Source organism: Paenibacillus sp. BK720 (genome assembly GCF_011761545.1).
In the GTDB taxonomy this organism is placed as follows: Bacteria; Bacillota; Bacilli; order Paenibacillales; family Paenibacillaceae; genus Pristimantibacillus.
The window spans coordinates 36,089-50,580 of record NZ_JAASRQ010000007.1; the positions used below are offsets into that span (position 1 = coordinate 36,089).

Here is a 14,492-nt window from a genome sequence, read left to right on the forward strand (position 1 = left end):
CTTTCTCTGTCTATACAGCCAGATAGGAGGAGACGATCCTTTTCACTCGCTCCATGCCTTCCCACATATCGCCCGGACCGTCGTAGATCAACACATAAGCACCGTTAAATCCGGCGGAAGCGACGGTGTCCAGGCAGCGGCGAATCTCGGTTTCATCCGGAATTCCGTTGCCGTCGTATTGGGGCTTGACATGGACCGATACGCTGAGCGGAGTCGTAAGCGCAATTTCTTCGTATTTCAGCTCACCCTTAAAGTTGCCGAAATCCGTGATCGTAGCAGCTTGCTCGCCCCATTGATCCAGCAGCTTCATGGAGCTTGCGCCAGTGGAGGTGAGCGCCTTGAAGTTCTCCGTGATGACCCTGACGCCAAGCGTGCGGCCGTATTCCGAAAGCTCGGCCAATCTGGCTGCGGATGTCGATATGGCTTCGTCATCCGTCGGGTCTGCTTCGCCTGCCACAACCCGGATCTGCTTCGCTCCGCTTAAGGAAGCTGTCTCAATCCACTTGCGGATATAAGCCGTATCGGCTTCCACCCGGGCTGGATTAGAGGAAGTAATATCGCCGTAATCAAGCAGCAAGGTATCGAAGGACAAGCCTGCTGCCGCAAAAGCCTGCTTTACTTGTGCCAGATACTCCGGTTCGACGGACGGGAAATGGAAGTGGCAGACCTCAACGGCTTGGTATCCGCGACCCGCTGCTTCCGCGGGAAGCTCGAGCAGAGAATGCAACAACGGCTGTTCTTGAACGGACGTGTCGTGAGTGCCGGTTTCTTCGTTCCATACGGTCCAGCGCAGCGGGCCGAGATTGCGGTGCAGGCTCCAGGTGCTTAACGACAAATAAGACATATGTACAAATCCCACCTTATCGATTGTTTTCTCTCTGCCATTATACACCAGATCCCTTAACAATATATTTATTCCTTTTAGGGATTGATCATCACTCAAATTTGAGTATAATAAGTTAGGGTAATCAAATTTGAGTAAGGTCAAATGACTACAGAAGGGAAGTTTGTATGGACGCGAAAAAAAGTAGTGTGAAATTAGTAATCGCGGGCCTTTTGCTTGGCCTGTTTATGTCGGCGCTCGATCAGACGATCGTATCGACGGCGATGGCTAAGATCATCGAGAAGCTTGGCGGCATGGATAAATTCGTATGGGTTTATTCCGCTTATATGATCGCAATGGTGGTCGCAACGCCGATCTTCGGCAAGCTGTCCGACATGTACGGGCGGAAACGGTTCTTTATTTCAGGCCTGATCTTTTTCTTGATCGGTTCCATTCTCTGCGGTACGGCAACCGACATGACGCAGCTGATTATTTACCGTGCGATCCAAGGTATCGGAGGCGGCGCGATTATGCCGATTGTCTTCACCATCATCTTCGATTTGTTCCCGCCGGAGAAGCGCGGCAAGATGATGGGTCTGTTTGGTGCGGTGTTTGGCATCTCGAGCGTATTCGGTCCCATTATGGGCGGTGCCATTACCGACAATATCAGCTGGCGCTGGATTTTCTACATCAACGTTCCAATCGGGATCTTGTCTCTGATCTTTATCATGAGAGGCTATCAGGAATCGAAAAACCACCGGAAGCAAGTGATTGACTGGGCTGGTGCGGTTATTCTGATGGCGGCTGTCCTGCTCCTGATGTTTGGTCTCGAGCTTGGCGGCACCGACGGCTGGGCATGGGATTCGTTCAAAACCATCTCGCTGCTTGCGGGTGCGGGCATTCTGGCCGTTGTTTTCCTGTTTGTCGAGAAAATGGCGAAGGATCCGATCATCCCGTTGACCTTGTTCAAGAAGCAGCTGTTTACGAGCAGCATGATGATCAGCCTGCTGTACGGCGGCATTATGATTGCCGTCGCTACTTATATTCCGCTGTTCATGCAGGGCGTATTTCATCTGTCGGCCACAAGCACAAGCACGGTTCTGACACCGATGATGCTGGGCGTTGTTGTGAGCGCGCAAATCGGCGGCCGGATTGCGAACAAAGTCCGTTTCCGCGACGTCATGATCGCCTCATCGATCGTATTGATGATCGGCACCTATTTGCTTGGGTATGTGATGGATGCCACCTCGAGCCGTGCTCTGATTACCGTATTTATGGTTATCATTGGCCTGGGTATCGGCGTATCCTTCTCCTTGCTGAATATCTCGACCTTGAACTCCGTTCCTCCGCAATACAAGGGTTCGGCGTCGTCTTTGATCACGTTCTTCCGCACAATCGGTTCCGCGCTTGGCATTACCGTGTTTGGCGCCATGCAAAAAACGCATTTCCAAAACTCGCTGCAAGACGTACAGGGCATTAAGCCGGAAATGGCTGCGCAGATCAAAGGCGGACAGGCGCTGCTTGATCCGACGGTTCAGGCCAAAATGGGGCTGCCCGCGGATTTCGTAACGATTCTGCTTGGCAAGCTGTCCGATTCCATTCTGTTTATTTTCCAGTGGAATGTTATTTTGCCGGTACTGGCGTTTGTATTCGCGATTCTGATGGGACGCGCGCGACTTGAGCTTCCTGCAAAATCGAATCAGGCGAATCAGGCGCAAGCCAAAGACGATGCAGGCAAGCCGGAGCCATCGTTCTCTGGGAGATAAGGACCATGTCGATGAAGCTGTTAATATTGGGGCTTCTAATGGAACGAGACCGACATCCTTACGATATAAGACAAACGATTAAGCAGCGGAACTGGAATGAATCGTTCAAGCTGCGCGACGGCTCCTTGTATTACGCCGTAGACCAGCTGCGGGACCACGGCCTGATAGAAACGGCTGAGATTGTAGCGGTTCCGGGCGATAACCGCCCGGACAAGACGATTTACCGGATTACGGAGGAAGGCAAAAAAGCATTCCATAAACTGCTGTACGAGCAGCTCAGCCAAGTTTCGTATCCGCAGCATCCCTTGTTCCTCGCGCTGCCTTTCATTCGTTACGGCGATCAGGAGCTGCTCGAGCAGCTGCTGCTGAAGCAGCTGGCAGCTTGCGAAGAGCGTATTAATCGCATGGAAAAGGTGCTGGAGATCAAAGGAACCTTTCTTCCTGCCGGCTCCCGCATGATGATTAACGGAGTCAAGAAATTCGGGGAGGCGGAGAAGGAGTGGCTGCTGGAGCTGCTGGAGCAGGCAAGGAGCGGCACCCTTCTTCAAGGGCCAAGCTGGACGCTTGAACAGATCGAGCAGTATCTCAAATCTCATCCCGGACCTCAAATGCCGGAAGAATAGTACAAATAAAGCTAAAGAACCGCACCCTGATGCGGTTCTTTTGTTTTTATTTTACTAATTTTCGCGGATCGAGTCAGATGGGTGCGACTTTTTCGTGCGTATTGTGGTCAAAGCGATTCGAATGGACGGCATCCGCTCCGAATCCGCTTTTTCGGCCAAAGTTTGGCATGAAGCTCCGACAAAGAAACAAGCAAGCCGCGCAGGATATTTGACACGTTTTTCAAATCCTCCTATGTACAATCTAACCTATACCACAGCAGGTATGTCTGATTTACAAAAACGAGGGAAGAGGTGTAACGATGCGTACAAAAATCAATTCAAAAGTGCTCGTATATGTACTTTGTATAGCTTTGTTCATGACCTTGAGCACGCGTTTTTTACCTTCAAATAAAGTGTCTGCTGAAGTAACGCATGATTTATCTACTGCTCATTTATCCATTGCAGACGGCAATATCGTGGTAAGTGACGCTTTGCAGCTGTTCACGCCGCAACTGCCGGAAGCCGCTGAAATAAAGCCTATAGAAAGGCAAGAAGCTGTTCTGACGGAACCCGAGCCAAGTACCCTCCCCGAAATACATAGCGCAGCCGCGCAGCCCTCTGTGCAAGAACCGCCCATTCTTACATACGCAGTAACCGCGTTTTACCTCAACGTCCGCGAGAAGCCGGATGCAGACTCCAATATAATTCAAGTGCTTCAGCAAGGGGACACCATCGAGGTGGACCACGCAACGGATAACGGATGGCTGGCATTGAAGGATCAAGGCTTTGTCCATGGGCGTTATGCGGAAAAGCTGGAAGTCAAGGCTGCCCCGGCTGCCGAAAAGAAACTTGAGGTCCAAGTACTGGCGAAAGCGAATACAATTGCGGAACCGCCGCTTAACGATACGTTGGAGATTAAGCCTGCCAAAGCAATACCATTGCCTTCCGATCCCGGAAAGCCAACATCCGCGGTGGAATCGGATTCGGGGCTGACGGAAGAACATATTGCGAAGCTGTTCGAAAAAACGGCGCTTGCGAATCACGGTTTGGAGAAGGCCGTTCTCGAAGTGGAAGAGGAATACGGGATTAACGCTTACTTCACCATTGCCGTCATGAAGCTCGAAAGCGGAAATGGCAAGAGTACGCTGGCTAAGAAGAAAAACAATTTGTTTGGCCTAAACGCAATCGACAGCGATAAATACAACAGAGCATTCGCCTTCGAAACGAAGAGCGACAGCGTCCGAAAGTTCGGCCAGCTGCTGGCAAAAAATTACGTTGGTAAAGGCTACACGACGATTGACAAGGTAGCGAGAAAATATTGCCCGACCAATCCCAAATGGGCGAGTCTGGTTATGAATATTATGAAACGCGATTATAAGAAGCTTTAACATAACGACTTAACGGGAAACAGGAACCTTTTAGCCCAGGCGTCAATAAGTTATATAGTCAAATGACTATATGACGGAGGTATCAAGATGGATAATCGAGGTTTTGTTCCTTTTGGCGGCGGCGGCTTTGGCGGCGGATTCCGTCCACCGTTCCGGCCTTTCCCGCATCCTTTCTTCCCAGGTCGTTTTCTGTTCCCGTTCTTCTTTTTCTCGCCGTTCTTTTTCCCTTTTATCCGGGAGGACGACCGCAACTACTACTATGCTCATCACCAAGCGCAGGCGGGAGATACGATGGAGCAGATCGCCCACGCGTACAACATCCCAAGCACGCTGCTAGAGGAAGCCAACTTGCATATCGCGAATCCAAAATCCCTCAAACATGGGGAAACGGTTGTCATTCCGCGAATCTCCAATATGTACTGTCATAAAACGTACATGGATCTACCGGCAACGCAATCGCTTGGACAACAATCTAATATCCAGCCTAACGTGCAGCCAAACATGGCAAATCCTAACATGGTGAGCCCTGGCATGACAAGTCCGAATATGGCAAATCCACATATGCACGGGACATCCGTAAATGGCCCGTTCTAAGCCAGGCAACAATAACGTCCGCTCCTTCTAGATGAAGAAGGAAGCGGACGTTATTGTTTTCAAGAAATGTTTAATTCTTTCATCTCCCACGGGCTGATCGGACTCATGCGCACGAATCGGGAGTGGAATTGCACCAGCCGTTTGCCACGGGATGCGTGCAAGGTCTCAGCCTCCAGCTGTACCTCGGACAGCCAGGCTTCCTCCCGAGGTAATTCACGGCCGTCCTTCCGGCGGATAGAACGCCAATCCTGCTGCTGCGAAAGCAGCGCCTCCGACTGCTCTTTGGGCAGGCCTTCCGTAAGAATTCGGATCATCTCGGGCTCTTCATGGTGCAAGGCTTCAAGCAAGCCTTGGCCAAGGAGAAACGGGGACGAGTCTGCAAAATAATTCCGAAGCTTACCTGCAGCCTTGTAAACCATTAGCTGATGAGGCAAATCCGGGTTTTCGGATTTATGGGTAGAGCTGTTCAGGAAATGCACGCAAAAATGCCCCGAAAAGCCATTCTCCGGTATTCCGTCTCCGCCGTGCGGCATTCCGTTCATGGAAGCCGCGATTTGCCGGCCGTCCTTCTCCGCGATTATCGCCTTTCTGTCCCACGTCCAGCCCTTGTTGTAAATTTGCTTCATAATTTCGGTATCCGCCTTGGTTACAGGTTGAACATCCGCATGATCATGCCCGGCTCTGCGCTGCACGCGAAACGATAACCCGGTCTCCATATCCTTTATGACAAAATAGGCTTTTCTGGAGAAGAGCTTCTCCGCGTCCTGCCAATCCAGCAATTGTCCGTAATGACGCGCGCGCAAGGCTTCGGCGGACTGCTGCAGCTTTGCGACGGCTTTTTCCGGTAGAGCAAGCATTTTTGACTGCGTCTCATCCCATACTCGACCGCTGACATCCACGCGAAATGAAGGTACGGAGAAGCCTTCCCGGGAAATATACAGATCCGAGAAACGCGGGATTTCATTGGATGCTTGCCAATTCGGAGAATAAACGGCGCTTACGATATCCGGATCTTTTATCCTCTCATGGTCCTCGAAGGCAGCGTCAGGACTTGATTTGACGGTTAATCGCAGAACGGATTGACCGTCGGCTGCTTCTTTCATCACAGCAGACCTTGCATGGAGACGATCTTCCGGAATCCAAGCAAGGGCGAATACAAGCACGATCGTTATGCACGTCCTAACACGCTTAAATCGCTTAAAAAGCATATTTTCCTCCCGTTTCTAAATAATTGAAGCTTCTGCGAACCATACTATCCCTTGTCCATTATTATTCTCGGCTTAAATAGCGCTTATGTGACGATAGGAGAAGTGAAGAATGGGATTTAACGGAATTTGGATAGCCGGACTTGCTATCTTGCTGCAGCAGCAACCTGTACAACCCGTACAGCCCGAGCTGCCTTATATCGTGCCAGAACATCTAACCATCGAATTCCGCGGACAACCGCTAGCCCAGATTAAGCGGGAGGAATACGGTCTTCCGGGAACATCCTTTCTGGATACCGGGAAGTTCGATAGCCTGTTGTCCAAGCTGGATAAAAGAATCAGCATGCCGCCGGTAAACGCTTATATCGGCGATAGGGGGACGATCGTACCTGAACAATCGGGTTATCAGCTGGACCGCGATCAATTTGCCACGCAATTTTACGGCTATTTCTTTAACAACAAGCCATCGACCATTGAGCTACCCATAACCCACATGCACGCGAGGGTAGACAGCGAGCTGCTTGCCAGCATTAAAGAAAAAGCGATTGGCCACTATGTCACCTATTACAACAGCAGCAATAAGAACCGTTCCCATAACATTTCCTTGGCTGCAAAAGCGATATCGAACACGGTTGTTTTTCCCGGCGAGACGTTCTCGTTTAACCGTACCGTAGGGCCAAGAACCCCCGAGAAAGGGTATATGAGTGCGCCGATAATCGTCCGCGGCGAACTGTCAGAGGGAGTGGGAGGAGGCATTTGCCAGGTGTCTTCCACATTATTCAATGCCATTGACAGCGCGGGGCTCACAATCATCCAGCGGTATTCGCATAGCCGGCATGTGCCATACGTGATGCCTGGGCGGGATGCTACCGTCAGCTGGGACGGGCCGGATTTCGTATTCAAGAACCAATACAATCAGCCGGTACTGATTCGGGCCTTTGCCGGCGGGGGACGTGTCTTTGTGTCCGTCTATTCCTCCGAGCTTATTGAATACAAGCACAGGGATATCCCGAGCATGTCGAAGAAGCTGCCCGAGGAAGTTGCGTTCAAATCCCAGCATCATGATAGTAATGAAGGGACGGGATTGCTGCCGTGATCAAAAAATTAACCGCATTAATCCTTTCCGCTGTTGTCAGCTCGTCTCTGCTTTCTGCGACCAGCGCAGCGGCAGAAGGGGAACGGGCAGCGCTGCAGGCTGCTTTTATCCGGACCAATAACTTATGGCTGGCCATTGATGAGGTTCAGAAGCCTCTGACGAAGGAAGAATATATCCGGAGCCCCCAATGGTCGATGGACGGAAAATGGATGACCTTCCTCCGGAATGAGAACAGGCCGGAAGTGTGGACCTACGAAGCCGCAACCGGCGGGATGCGCAAGCTGGGAGAAGGCACCAATGCCAAATGGGCCCCAAACGGCAATCGAGTGGCCATCTTGTCGGGAAGAACGCTCAGCGTGATGTCGGCTGACCGGCCAAGCGACCATTCGCAGGACCATATCATGGACAATGCAGGGGAGTTCTCGTGGTTGCCGGACGGCAGCGGACTGCTTGCGTCTACAGCGGCTGAGCTGCTGCCGGAAGGCGGCTGGGCACCGATTGAGCTGTATGTATTAAAGCCTAACGGTTCGGCCGGTGCCTGGACGAAGCAGCTGTTTTACCGGCTGCCCGCGCAATCGGATGATTTTTTCGCCATTCAGACAAGCCCGTTCAAATGGTCGCCGGACGGAAGATGGATCGCGTTTATCGCGAAGCCAACCGCTTCCTTGTCTTCCGATGCCAACACCTTGATCCTATTGTCTTCTGACGGCCAGAGCTTTGTGAACGCCGGACAGATGCTTGGCTATTCCGATTGGTTTCAATGGGCGCCGTCAAGCGGCCAGCTAGCCTTCATCGAAGGCACGGGAAGGGAAGCGACATCAAACAAAAAGCTGACGATCCTGGAGGATGTCCCTGCGTTGAAGAAGCGGGTGCTGACGCCTCAAGGCTATGCCGATAACGATTTTACATGGGATCGCGACGAAGCGATTATTGTGTCCCGAAGGAAAGATGCGGCCTGGTCGGGCGATGAAGAGGACAGATCGTTGCCATTGCTGGCGAAGGTCAATCTTCGTTCAGGCCAGAGCAAAAATCTGACGCGAGGCATCGACGGCTATGGCGATTATGCCCCAACCATCATGACCAACGGGATGATTGCATTTGTGCAATCCGGCCAAGGCTCCGCGGAAGTCAAGCTCATCAAACCGGGCGCAAGACGGTCTTTATCCTGGCTCACAAAGCTGACGGTTGCCGAAGATTATTACGGCAGGGCGAATTGGAGCGACATGATCGGTTATTTGAACAAGCGAACGAAGGAGCTCCCATGACGGAGCTCCTCCTTTCATTTGCCTTAATGGGTAACGGAACATCTAGCCTGTCGAAGGGCTGTTCGGAACATGGCCTTTTTGGTTGCGGTTCCGGTCCGTTGACCCCGCCACATTATTTTCAGCTTCCAGCGAGTTGAACTGCAGTGCATGCATTTTACCTTGGAAAGAGCGTCGTTTATTATGCGACATGTTTGTTATTCCTCCCTGCGATAGAATGGCGCCTACAACCTGTGGCGACATTAGATTGCCCGCTGGCCGATTCAAATATCGCGTGAAAAATCTTCTCTTTACACCATCACATGGATAGCCTACTATTGAACCTGTCAGTATTAGGTAAACGTCTTCATAACGAAGGGAAAGATTGGCGTTCTGCAACGAAGGCGAAAGAAGGAGAGGTAGCAAATGGAGAACAGCAATAAATTCGCTTGGACCTGGAAAATCAAAGAGGAAATGCTTGAGGAATACGTAGCCATGCATCTGGCCCCTTGGCCTGAGATCATGGAAGAGCATTCGCGAGCGGGCATCCGGAATTATTCGATCTTTCAAAATGGCAATCAGTTTTTCTACTGCTTCGAATGCGACGATGTCGAGAAGGCGTTCGGCATAATCGCCGAGAGCGAAGCGTGCAACCGTTGGAACGCCATCACCTCTCAAATGGTGGAGGGATCGTTCGACTTCCGCGAAGCCGAGCCGATTCGTCCGTTAAGAGAAGTCTTTTACCTGAAATAACCGGTAATCATGAGTCGAATTTTCTAGGGCTGCTTGACGCGATTTAGCGTTAAGCGGCCTTTTTTCGTTACCTGGAAGAGAGCGGCTTTGCAGAAAGTCGAAAATCGTCGTATTATATAGATTAGGTGTCATTTTTATCGAGTTTTGAGAGGAGCATTTATACCATGAGCGAGTTGAGTCAATACGGTATTCAATTAACAGCACAAATCATACATGCTAAGCAGTTTGAGAAAAAAATGAGAGGCTACAGCCAAGAGCAGGTGGATGAGTTCCTCGACGAGATCATCAAGGACTACAGCCGCATGCAGGAGCTGATCGTGAAATTTGAAGCTGACCTGGCGAACATACATAAGGAACTAATGAAGGACAAGGAAGCCTTCGATTATTTCATGATCAAACGCCGTCTGGAAGACCTGGAGCAGCGCGTATTCGGGGAAAAGAGAGAAACGCTTCGCCCGCGCGTATTCTAATCGCAGATACAAAAGCCGCTTGGCTCTATGTCCGATAGAGCTGAAGCGGCTTTTGTATGTGAACGGGATTTATTTGTTTCCTCTGCGTACCTTTAATTGCTTGCCTTTTACCGTCGTATTCTTCATCAGCTCAAGCACCAGCGATCCTTTTCCGTTCAGAATCTCAACATCGGTCGCATGATCGAGTATGGTAATGATTCCGATATCGTCAGCCGTTACCCCTTCGAGCTTTGCGATGGTTCCGACGAAGTCTACCGTCCTGAATTTCTTTTTCTTCCCGCCATTGAAGTTAAGCTTCATAATTTGCTTGTTCAGCTGCTCGCGGCGGTCTTTTTTCAATTCAACCCCGACATTGATTTTGCGTTGGAAATCGTCAAGTCCTTGGCCAACGTCTACTTCGGAAGGAGCCTGCACCCTTGGGATCGCGAAGCCAATATAGTCTTCAATCTCCGCCAGCCGCTTGCCGTCATTAGGCGCCAGGAACGTAATCGCCTTTCCGTTCTTGCCGGCGCGTCCCGTGCGTCCCGTACGGTGCACGTAACTTTCCTTCTCCAGCGGGATATCGTAGTTAATGACATGGGTGATATTCGTAATATCGATCCCCCTTGCAGCTACATCCGTAGCAATCAAATAGCGGAATTGGCCTCTTCTGAACGCATTCATCACTTCGAAACGTTCTTCCTGCTCCAAACCGCCGTGGATGCGATCGCATGGATAGTCGAGTTCGGCCATCGACCGGAACAGCTTGTCGACATTCTCTTGGGTCCGGCAGAAAATAATGCAGCTGTCCGGATTCTCCACGACAAGTACGTCCCGAAGCAAGGCCAGCTTATCCGCTTCCTTTATTTCAATAAGGGAATGCTCGATGGTTGCCGTTGTTAGTCCGCTCGCCTGAATCTCGATTTTCGCGGGATTGTCCATATACCGCCGTGACAGCTTGGCGACATCCTCGGGGAAGGTGGCGGAAAACAGCATCGTTACCCGGTTACTTGGCAATGCCTGAATAATCGATTGGACTTGTTCGATAAAGCCCATATTCAGCATCTCGTCGGCTTCATCAATGACCAAGTAAGCCAGTCTGTCCAGCGCGAGCGTGCCTCGCTCGATATGGTCAAGCACCCGTCCCGGCGTCCCTACTACCATGTGCGTCCGTTGCTTTAGTTCAGCCCGTTGAATATGGAAAGGGGATTTCCCGTAAAGCGCCGTCGCTTTGATTCGTTTAAACCGTCCGATATTGGCGATGTCTTCCGTGACCTGAACCGCAAGCTCGCGGGTTGGCGTCAGGATTAAAGCTTGCGGCTTATTCTCGTTCCATTCCACAAGCTCGCAGAGCGGAATGCCGTAAGCCGCCGTTTTGCCGCTGCCGGTTTGCGATTTGACGACCAGATCCTTTTTCTCAAGCGCGACGGGTATGACTTTCGCCTGCACCTCCGTTGGGGTGTCAAAGCCTAGGCTGCTCAATGCAGTCGTAATTTCCTTGCTTAATCCTTTAAATACCGTCATCTCAAACCTCTTCTGCTTCATATTCTCTTGTTCATTATACCCGGAATCGTACTTGATAGTGTTATAATCGGTAGAAGAATGAAAGGATGATAGCGATGAGCGTAATTAGATTAGAGAATGTGACCAAGAAATATGAAGGCGCTATGATCTTTCGCGATATTTATTTTCGCCTGAGTCAAGGGGAGCGCGTTGGCTTGATTGGCCGTAACGGTGCGGGTAAATCGACGGTATTCAGGCTTATTATGGGCAAGGAGGAGCCAACGTCCGGCAAGGTCGAGATCGATCCACAAGTGAAGATCGGCTACTTCTCGCAGTTCTCCGAACTAAGCGGCAGCTTATCCGTTCAACAGGAGCTGGAGATGTGTTTTGAGCAAGTTGCCCTCATCGAAAGAGAGCTTCAAGAGGTTGCGGAGAAGCTGGGATCGGTAACGGATGACGGCGAGATGGACAAGCTGCTCTCGAGACAGGCGGAATTGTTCGAGCAAATGGAGCATTTGGACGGCTGGAATGTGTCCGTCGAGATTAACACCGTGCTTACGAAGCTGGGGTTCAACGATAATTCGCGTCATCAGCCGGTCGACGAGTTGTCCGGAGGCTGGAGAAACCGCGCGGCACTAGCGAAAATGCTCATACAAACACCGGATGTTGTCCTGCTCGACGAGCCTACGAACTATTTGGATATGGAAGGCATCGCTTGGCTGGAGCAGTGGCTGTTCCGGTTCAAGGGAGCGATGATTCTGGTATCCCATGACAGGGAATTCATCGATAAAGTCGTTACGAAAACGATTGAGATCGAGAATTATCATTTTCAGGAATACGACGGCAATTATACCGATTACGTCCGCAAGAAGAAAATGCGCAAGAAGGAGCTGGACCGCCAGTTCGAGTGGGAAGAAGAGCTTCTCCTGATGGAAGCTGAAGCCATAGATAGCCGAAGCAGCAAAAAGACCTCGAAAGACCGTCTTTCTCGTAAACTAGCGGATAACAAGAAACGGATTGAGCCTCATCCCGTTAATGTGCTGATCACCGATATTTACGAGAAGCTGCGTTTTCCGGACAAATTATGCGAAGTGAAGCAAATCAGCCAAACTTATGACGGCAGACAGATTTTCGAGAATATCAGCTTTGACATTCAAAAGGAAGACCGCCTTGTGATCGTTGGCCCTAACGGGAGCGGGAAATCCACTCTCATTAAAGTGTTGACGGGGCAGGAGAAGCAGGAGTCCGGAGAAGTCGTCTGGGAGAGAGGGGTAAGCTATGCTTATTTCAACCGGATGTGGGAGGAGCTTGATCCGAAGGATACGGTCAGCCACGCGGTGAATACGTATGGGCTTGGCCTGGATGCGCCGCGGAAAAAGGTCAATAAGTTCCTGTCCATGCTGCAATTCTCGGAGAATGATCTGAGCAAATTTATCGGCAACCTGTCGGGCGGGCAGAAGGCCCGCGTTGCGCTTGCCAAATGCCTGCTATCCGGGGCTGCCGTTATCATATTGGACGAACCAACGAATCACCTTGATCTGACGAGCATTCAGGTGATGGAGCAGGCGTTAATTCATTTCCCGGGAGCGGTTATCACCGTCAGTCATGATCGATTCTTTATCGATAAAATCGGAACCAAGATGCTGACCTTCGATCCGGAGACCGGAGTAAGCGAGCAGAGCTTGTAGAGAAACGCAAAGGCAGGACAAAGCGCGGATGTGCTTATGTCCTGCCTTTTTTATTACGGGAAAAGTTCAAAGCTTTAAACAAACCGCAAAATATATTTTGTTTATACACGAAAAAGGCATAGACATACGAACATTCGTGCTCTTAGAATAGGAATATATTTCTATTTCCATGATTCTCCAATTTAGGGAGGGGTCAATTCAAATGCAGGACTTGATTCACATTCATGAAGGCTGGACCAGCGCCAGTCCGGAGGAAGTCGGCTTCGATAGAGAGCATCTCCGCCGTCTCGACAAGCATTATGCTTCCATTATCGGAAACGGCACGATTCAGGCCGCAAGCTATATCATCGCAAGAAAAGGAAAGGTATTCGCGCATCGCTCGCTTGGCAAGCTCCGCCATGAAGAAAGCAGCGCGGATCTCCGACCTGATTCCATTCGGAAGATTTACTCGATCACGAAAGTGTTCACGGCGGTTGCCATTCATCAGCTGGTTGACCGCGGGAGAATCTTCCTGACGGAATCCGTCAGCCGGATCCTTCCCGAATTCGATAACGATAAGCACCGCGGCATTACGATTTTCCAGCTGCTTACCCATACCTCCGGCCTTCAGGGAGATCCCGGCTTTTATCAGGAGCCTTACGGTCTTCCGTGGTACGAGTGGATGGCGCACGAAGCGAAGAAGGCTTATCCGCATGTCAATTGGCTGCAGGTTGTGTTATCCGGTCCAATGCAGCGCATGCCGGGCAAGGAATGGATCTATTGCTCAAGCGGGTATGCCGTATTGGGCGAGATTATCGCCAAGGTATCCGGCAAGTCCTACGAGGCGTACATACACGATGAGATTCTGGTTCCCCTGGGCTTAACTAAAACCTTCTTCAAGGTGCCGGAAGAACAACGGGGCTTGGTCTGCTGCACGAATGATTGGGAGAAGAGAGAAATATACGAGCCGCGCGAGCGGACGGCGGACATGCCGAACGTGGCGGGCAACGGTCTTTATTCGACGCTGGAGGACTTGTGGAAATTCGGGCAGATGATGCTGGACGGCGGAGCCGGTAACGGCAATCGCGTGTTGTCCAAAAGGTCCGTCGAGCTGCAAACGGCCAATCATCTGCATGGCTTAACGAACAGGGGCTGGGGCAATCTTCATACGGATTTCAAATACGGGTTAGGCTGGTCGGTGGATCATTTCGATCTGGCCAGCAAAGGAACCTTCTCGCATGAAGGCTACGGTCACTGCGGCTTATACGTGGATCCAGTCGAGGAACTGGTATTCGCATTTTTGGTTCCAAGCCATAAAGGCTTTACGAATGAATCGGTCGTTACCCCGCGGGCTATCGTCTGGTCGGGATTGGAATAATAATTAGCCTTTAACGGAGGGATGCCC

The 14,492-nt window shown here is 50.9% G+C and carries 15 protein-coding genes; 11 read left to right on the forward strand and 4 right to left on the reverse strand.

The window, feature by feature from the left end:
* Positions 1-10: 10 nt before the first annotated feature.
* Positions 11-892, reverse strand: a complete 882-nt coding sequence (locus tag FHT67_RS24520) for a sugar phosphate isomerase/epimerase family protein (RefSeq protein ID WP_347880123.1) — start codon at positions 890-892, stop codon at positions 11-13.
* Between the two features lie 119 nt (positions 893-1,011).
* Here FHT67_RS24520 and FHT67_RS24525 point away from each other — a divergent pair, with 119 nt between their 5' ends.
* The 5 genes from FHT67_RS24525 (at position 1,012) to FHT67_RS24540 (ending at position 5,173) form a co-directional block, all read left to right on the forward strand.
* Positions 1,012-2,589 carry an MDR family MFS transporter gene (locus FHT67_RS24525; protein WP_132309035.1) on the forward strand — a complete coding sequence of 526 codons (1,578 nt, stop codon included), beginning with the start codon at positions 1,012-1,014 and terminating at the stop codon, positions 2,587-2,589.
* Between the two features lie 38 nt (positions 2,590-2,627).
* Entirely contained in the window at positions 2,628-3,212 is a 585-nt protein-coding gene (locus FHT67_RS24530) for a PadR family transcriptional regulator (protein WP_243867458.1), read from the forward strand.
* Positions 3,213-3,306: 94 nt separating this feature from the next.
* Entirely contained in the window at positions 3,307-3,603 is a 297-nt protein-coding gene (locus FHT67_RS29765) for a hypothetical protein (protein WP_208403531.1), read from the forward strand.
* A 1-nt stretch (position 3,604) separates the two neighbouring features.
* Positions 3,605-4,579 carry a glucosaminidase domain-containing protein gene (locus FHT67_RS30415; RefSeq protein WP_208403533.1) on the forward strand — a complete coding sequence of 325 codons (975 nt, stop codon included), beginning with the start codon at positions 3,605-3,607 and terminating at the stop codon, positions 4,577-4,579.
* A gap of 87 nt (positions 4,580-4,666) precedes the next feature.
* Positions 4,667-5,173: a LysM peptidoglycan-binding domain-containing protein gene (locus FHT67_RS24540; RefSeq protein ID WP_132309041.1), complete on the forward strand. Its 507-nt coding sequence runs from the start codon at positions 4,667-4,669 to the stop codon at positions 5,171-5,173.
* Positions 5,174-5,232: 59 nt separating this feature from the next.
* Here the strand turns inward: FHT67_RS24540 and FHT67_RS24545 are convergent, their stop codons facing one another.
* Entirely contained in the window at positions 5,233-6,276 is a 1,044-nt protein-coding gene (locus FHT67_RS24545; RefSeq protein WP_481856733.1) for a hypothetical protein, read from the reverse strand.
* Positions 6,277-6,490: 214 nt separating this feature from the next.
* On the opposite strand from FHT67_RS24545, the gene FHT67_RS24550 reads away from it, so the two are divergent.
* Both FHT67_RS24550 and FHT67_RS24555 read left to right on the forward strand, forming a co-directional pair.
* The gene (locus FHT67_RS24550) at positions 6,491-7,474 is read left to right on the forward strand and encodes a VanW family protein (RefSeq protein ID WP_243867460.1); all 984 of its coding nucleotides are present in this window, start codon (positions 6,491-6,493) and stop codon (positions 7,472-7,474) included.
* Positions 7,471-8,739: a TolB-like translocation protein gene (locus tag FHT67_RS24555; RefSeq protein WP_167201623.1), complete on the forward strand. Its 1,269-nt coding sequence runs from the start codon at positions 7,471-7,473 to the stop codon at positions 8,737-8,739. Before FHT67_RS24550 ends, FHT67_RS24555 begins: the two co-directional genes overlap by 4 nt.
* 42 nt (positions 8,740-8,781) lie before the next feature.
* On the opposite strand, the gene FHT67_RS24560 is transcribed toward FHT67_RS24555, so the two are convergent.
* On the reverse strand, positions 8,782-8,928 hold the full coding sequence (locus FHT67_RS24560; protein ID WP_165930719.1) for a hypothetical protein: 147 nt from the start codon (positions 8,926-8,928) through the stop codon (positions 8,782-8,784).
* A 213-nt stretch (positions 8,929-9,141) separates the two neighbouring features.
* Here FHT67_RS24560 and FHT67_RS24565 point away from each other — a divergent pair, with 213 nt between their 5' ends.
* Both FHT67_RS24565 and FHT67_RS24570 read left to right on the forward strand, forming a co-directional pair.
* Positions 9,142-9,468 (forward strand): L-rhamnose mutarotase, encoded by a 327-nt coding sequence (locus tag FHT67_RS24565; protein WP_132309049.1) that lies wholly within the window; start codon positions 9,142-9,144, stop codon positions 9,466-9,468.
* A gap of 164 nt (positions 9,469-9,632) precedes the next feature.
* Positions 9,633-9,938, forward strand: a complete 306-nt coding sequence (locus tag FHT67_RS24570; protein ID WP_015844352.1) for a DivIVA domain-containing protein — start codon at positions 9,633-9,635, stop codon at positions 9,936-9,938.
* 69 nt (positions 9,939-10,007) lie between these two features.
* Here FHT67_RS24570 and FHT67_RS24575 read toward each other — a convergent pair whose 3' ends face one another.
* Positions 10,008-11,441, reverse strand: a complete 1,434-nt coding sequence (locus FHT67_RS24575) for a DEAD/DEAH box helicase (RefSeq protein WP_167201624.1) — start codon at positions 11,439-11,441, stop codon at positions 10,008-10,010.
* Positions 11,442-11,536: 95 nt separating this feature from the next.
* Here FHT67_RS24575 and FHT67_RS24580 point away from each other — a divergent pair, with 95 nt between their 5' ends.
* Complete coding sequence (locus FHT67_RS24580) at positions 11,537-13,108, forward strand: ABC-F family ATP-binding cassette domain-containing protein (RefSeq protein WP_167201625.1); 1,572 nt, start codon at positions 11,537-11,539, stop codon at positions 13,106-13,108.
* A gap of 202 nt (positions 13,109-13,310) precedes the next feature.
* On the forward strand, positions 13,311-14,465 hold the full coding sequence (locus FHT67_RS24585) for a serine hydrolase domain-containing protein (RefSeq protein ID WP_167201626.1): 1,155 nt from the start codon (positions 13,311-13,313) through the stop codon (positions 14,463-14,465).
* The last annotated feature ends 27 nt before the right edge of the window (positions 14,466-14,492 follow it).

Bases quoted from the DNA above. Each gene is read 5' to 3' on its own strand.
- FHT67_RS24575 (WP_167201624.1), bottom strand. From the start codon at position 11,441: ATGACGGTATTTAAAGGATTAAGCAAGGAAATTACGACTGCATTGAGC.
- FHT67_RS24585 (WP_167201626.1), top strand. From the start codon at position 13,311: ATGCAGGACTTGATTCACATTCATGAAGGCTGGACCAGCGCCAGTCCG.
- FHT67_RS24525 (WP_132309035.1), top strand. From the start codon at position 1,012: ATGGACGCGAAAAAAAGTAGTGTGAAATTAGTAATCGCGGGCCTTTTG.
- FHT67_RS24570 (WP_015844352.1), top strand. From the start codon at position 9,633: ATGAGCGAGTTGAGTCAATACGGTATTCAATTAACAGCACAAATCATA.
- FHT67_RS24530 (WP_243867458.1), top strand. From the start codon at position 2,628: ATGGAACGAGACCGACATCCTTACGATATAAGACAAACGATTAAGCAG.
- FHT67_RS24580 (WP_167201625.1), top strand. From the start codon at position 11,537: ATGAGCGTAATTAGATTAGAGAATGTGACCAAGAAATATGAAGGCGCT.
- FHT67_RS24565 (WP_132309049.1), top strand. From the start codon at position 9,142: ATGGAGAACAGCAATAAATTCGCTTGGACCTGGAAAATCAAAGAGGAA.
- FHT67_RS24550 (WP_243867460.1), top strand. From the start codon at position 6,491: ATGGGATTTAACGGAATTTGGATAGCCGGACTTGCTATCTTGCTGCAG.
- FHT67_RS24560 (WP_165930719.1), bottom strand. From the start codon at position 8,928: ATGTCGCATAATAAACGACGCTCTTTCCAAGGTAAAATGCATGCACTG.
- FHT67_RS24545 (WP_481856733.1), bottom strand. From the start codon at position 6,276: ATGAAAGAAGCAGCCGACGGTCAATCCGTTCTGCGATTAACCGTCAAA.
- FHT67_RS24540 (WP_132309041.1), top strand. From the start codon at position 4,667: ATGGATAATCGAGGTTTTGTTCCTTTTGGCGGCGGCGGCTTTGGCGGC.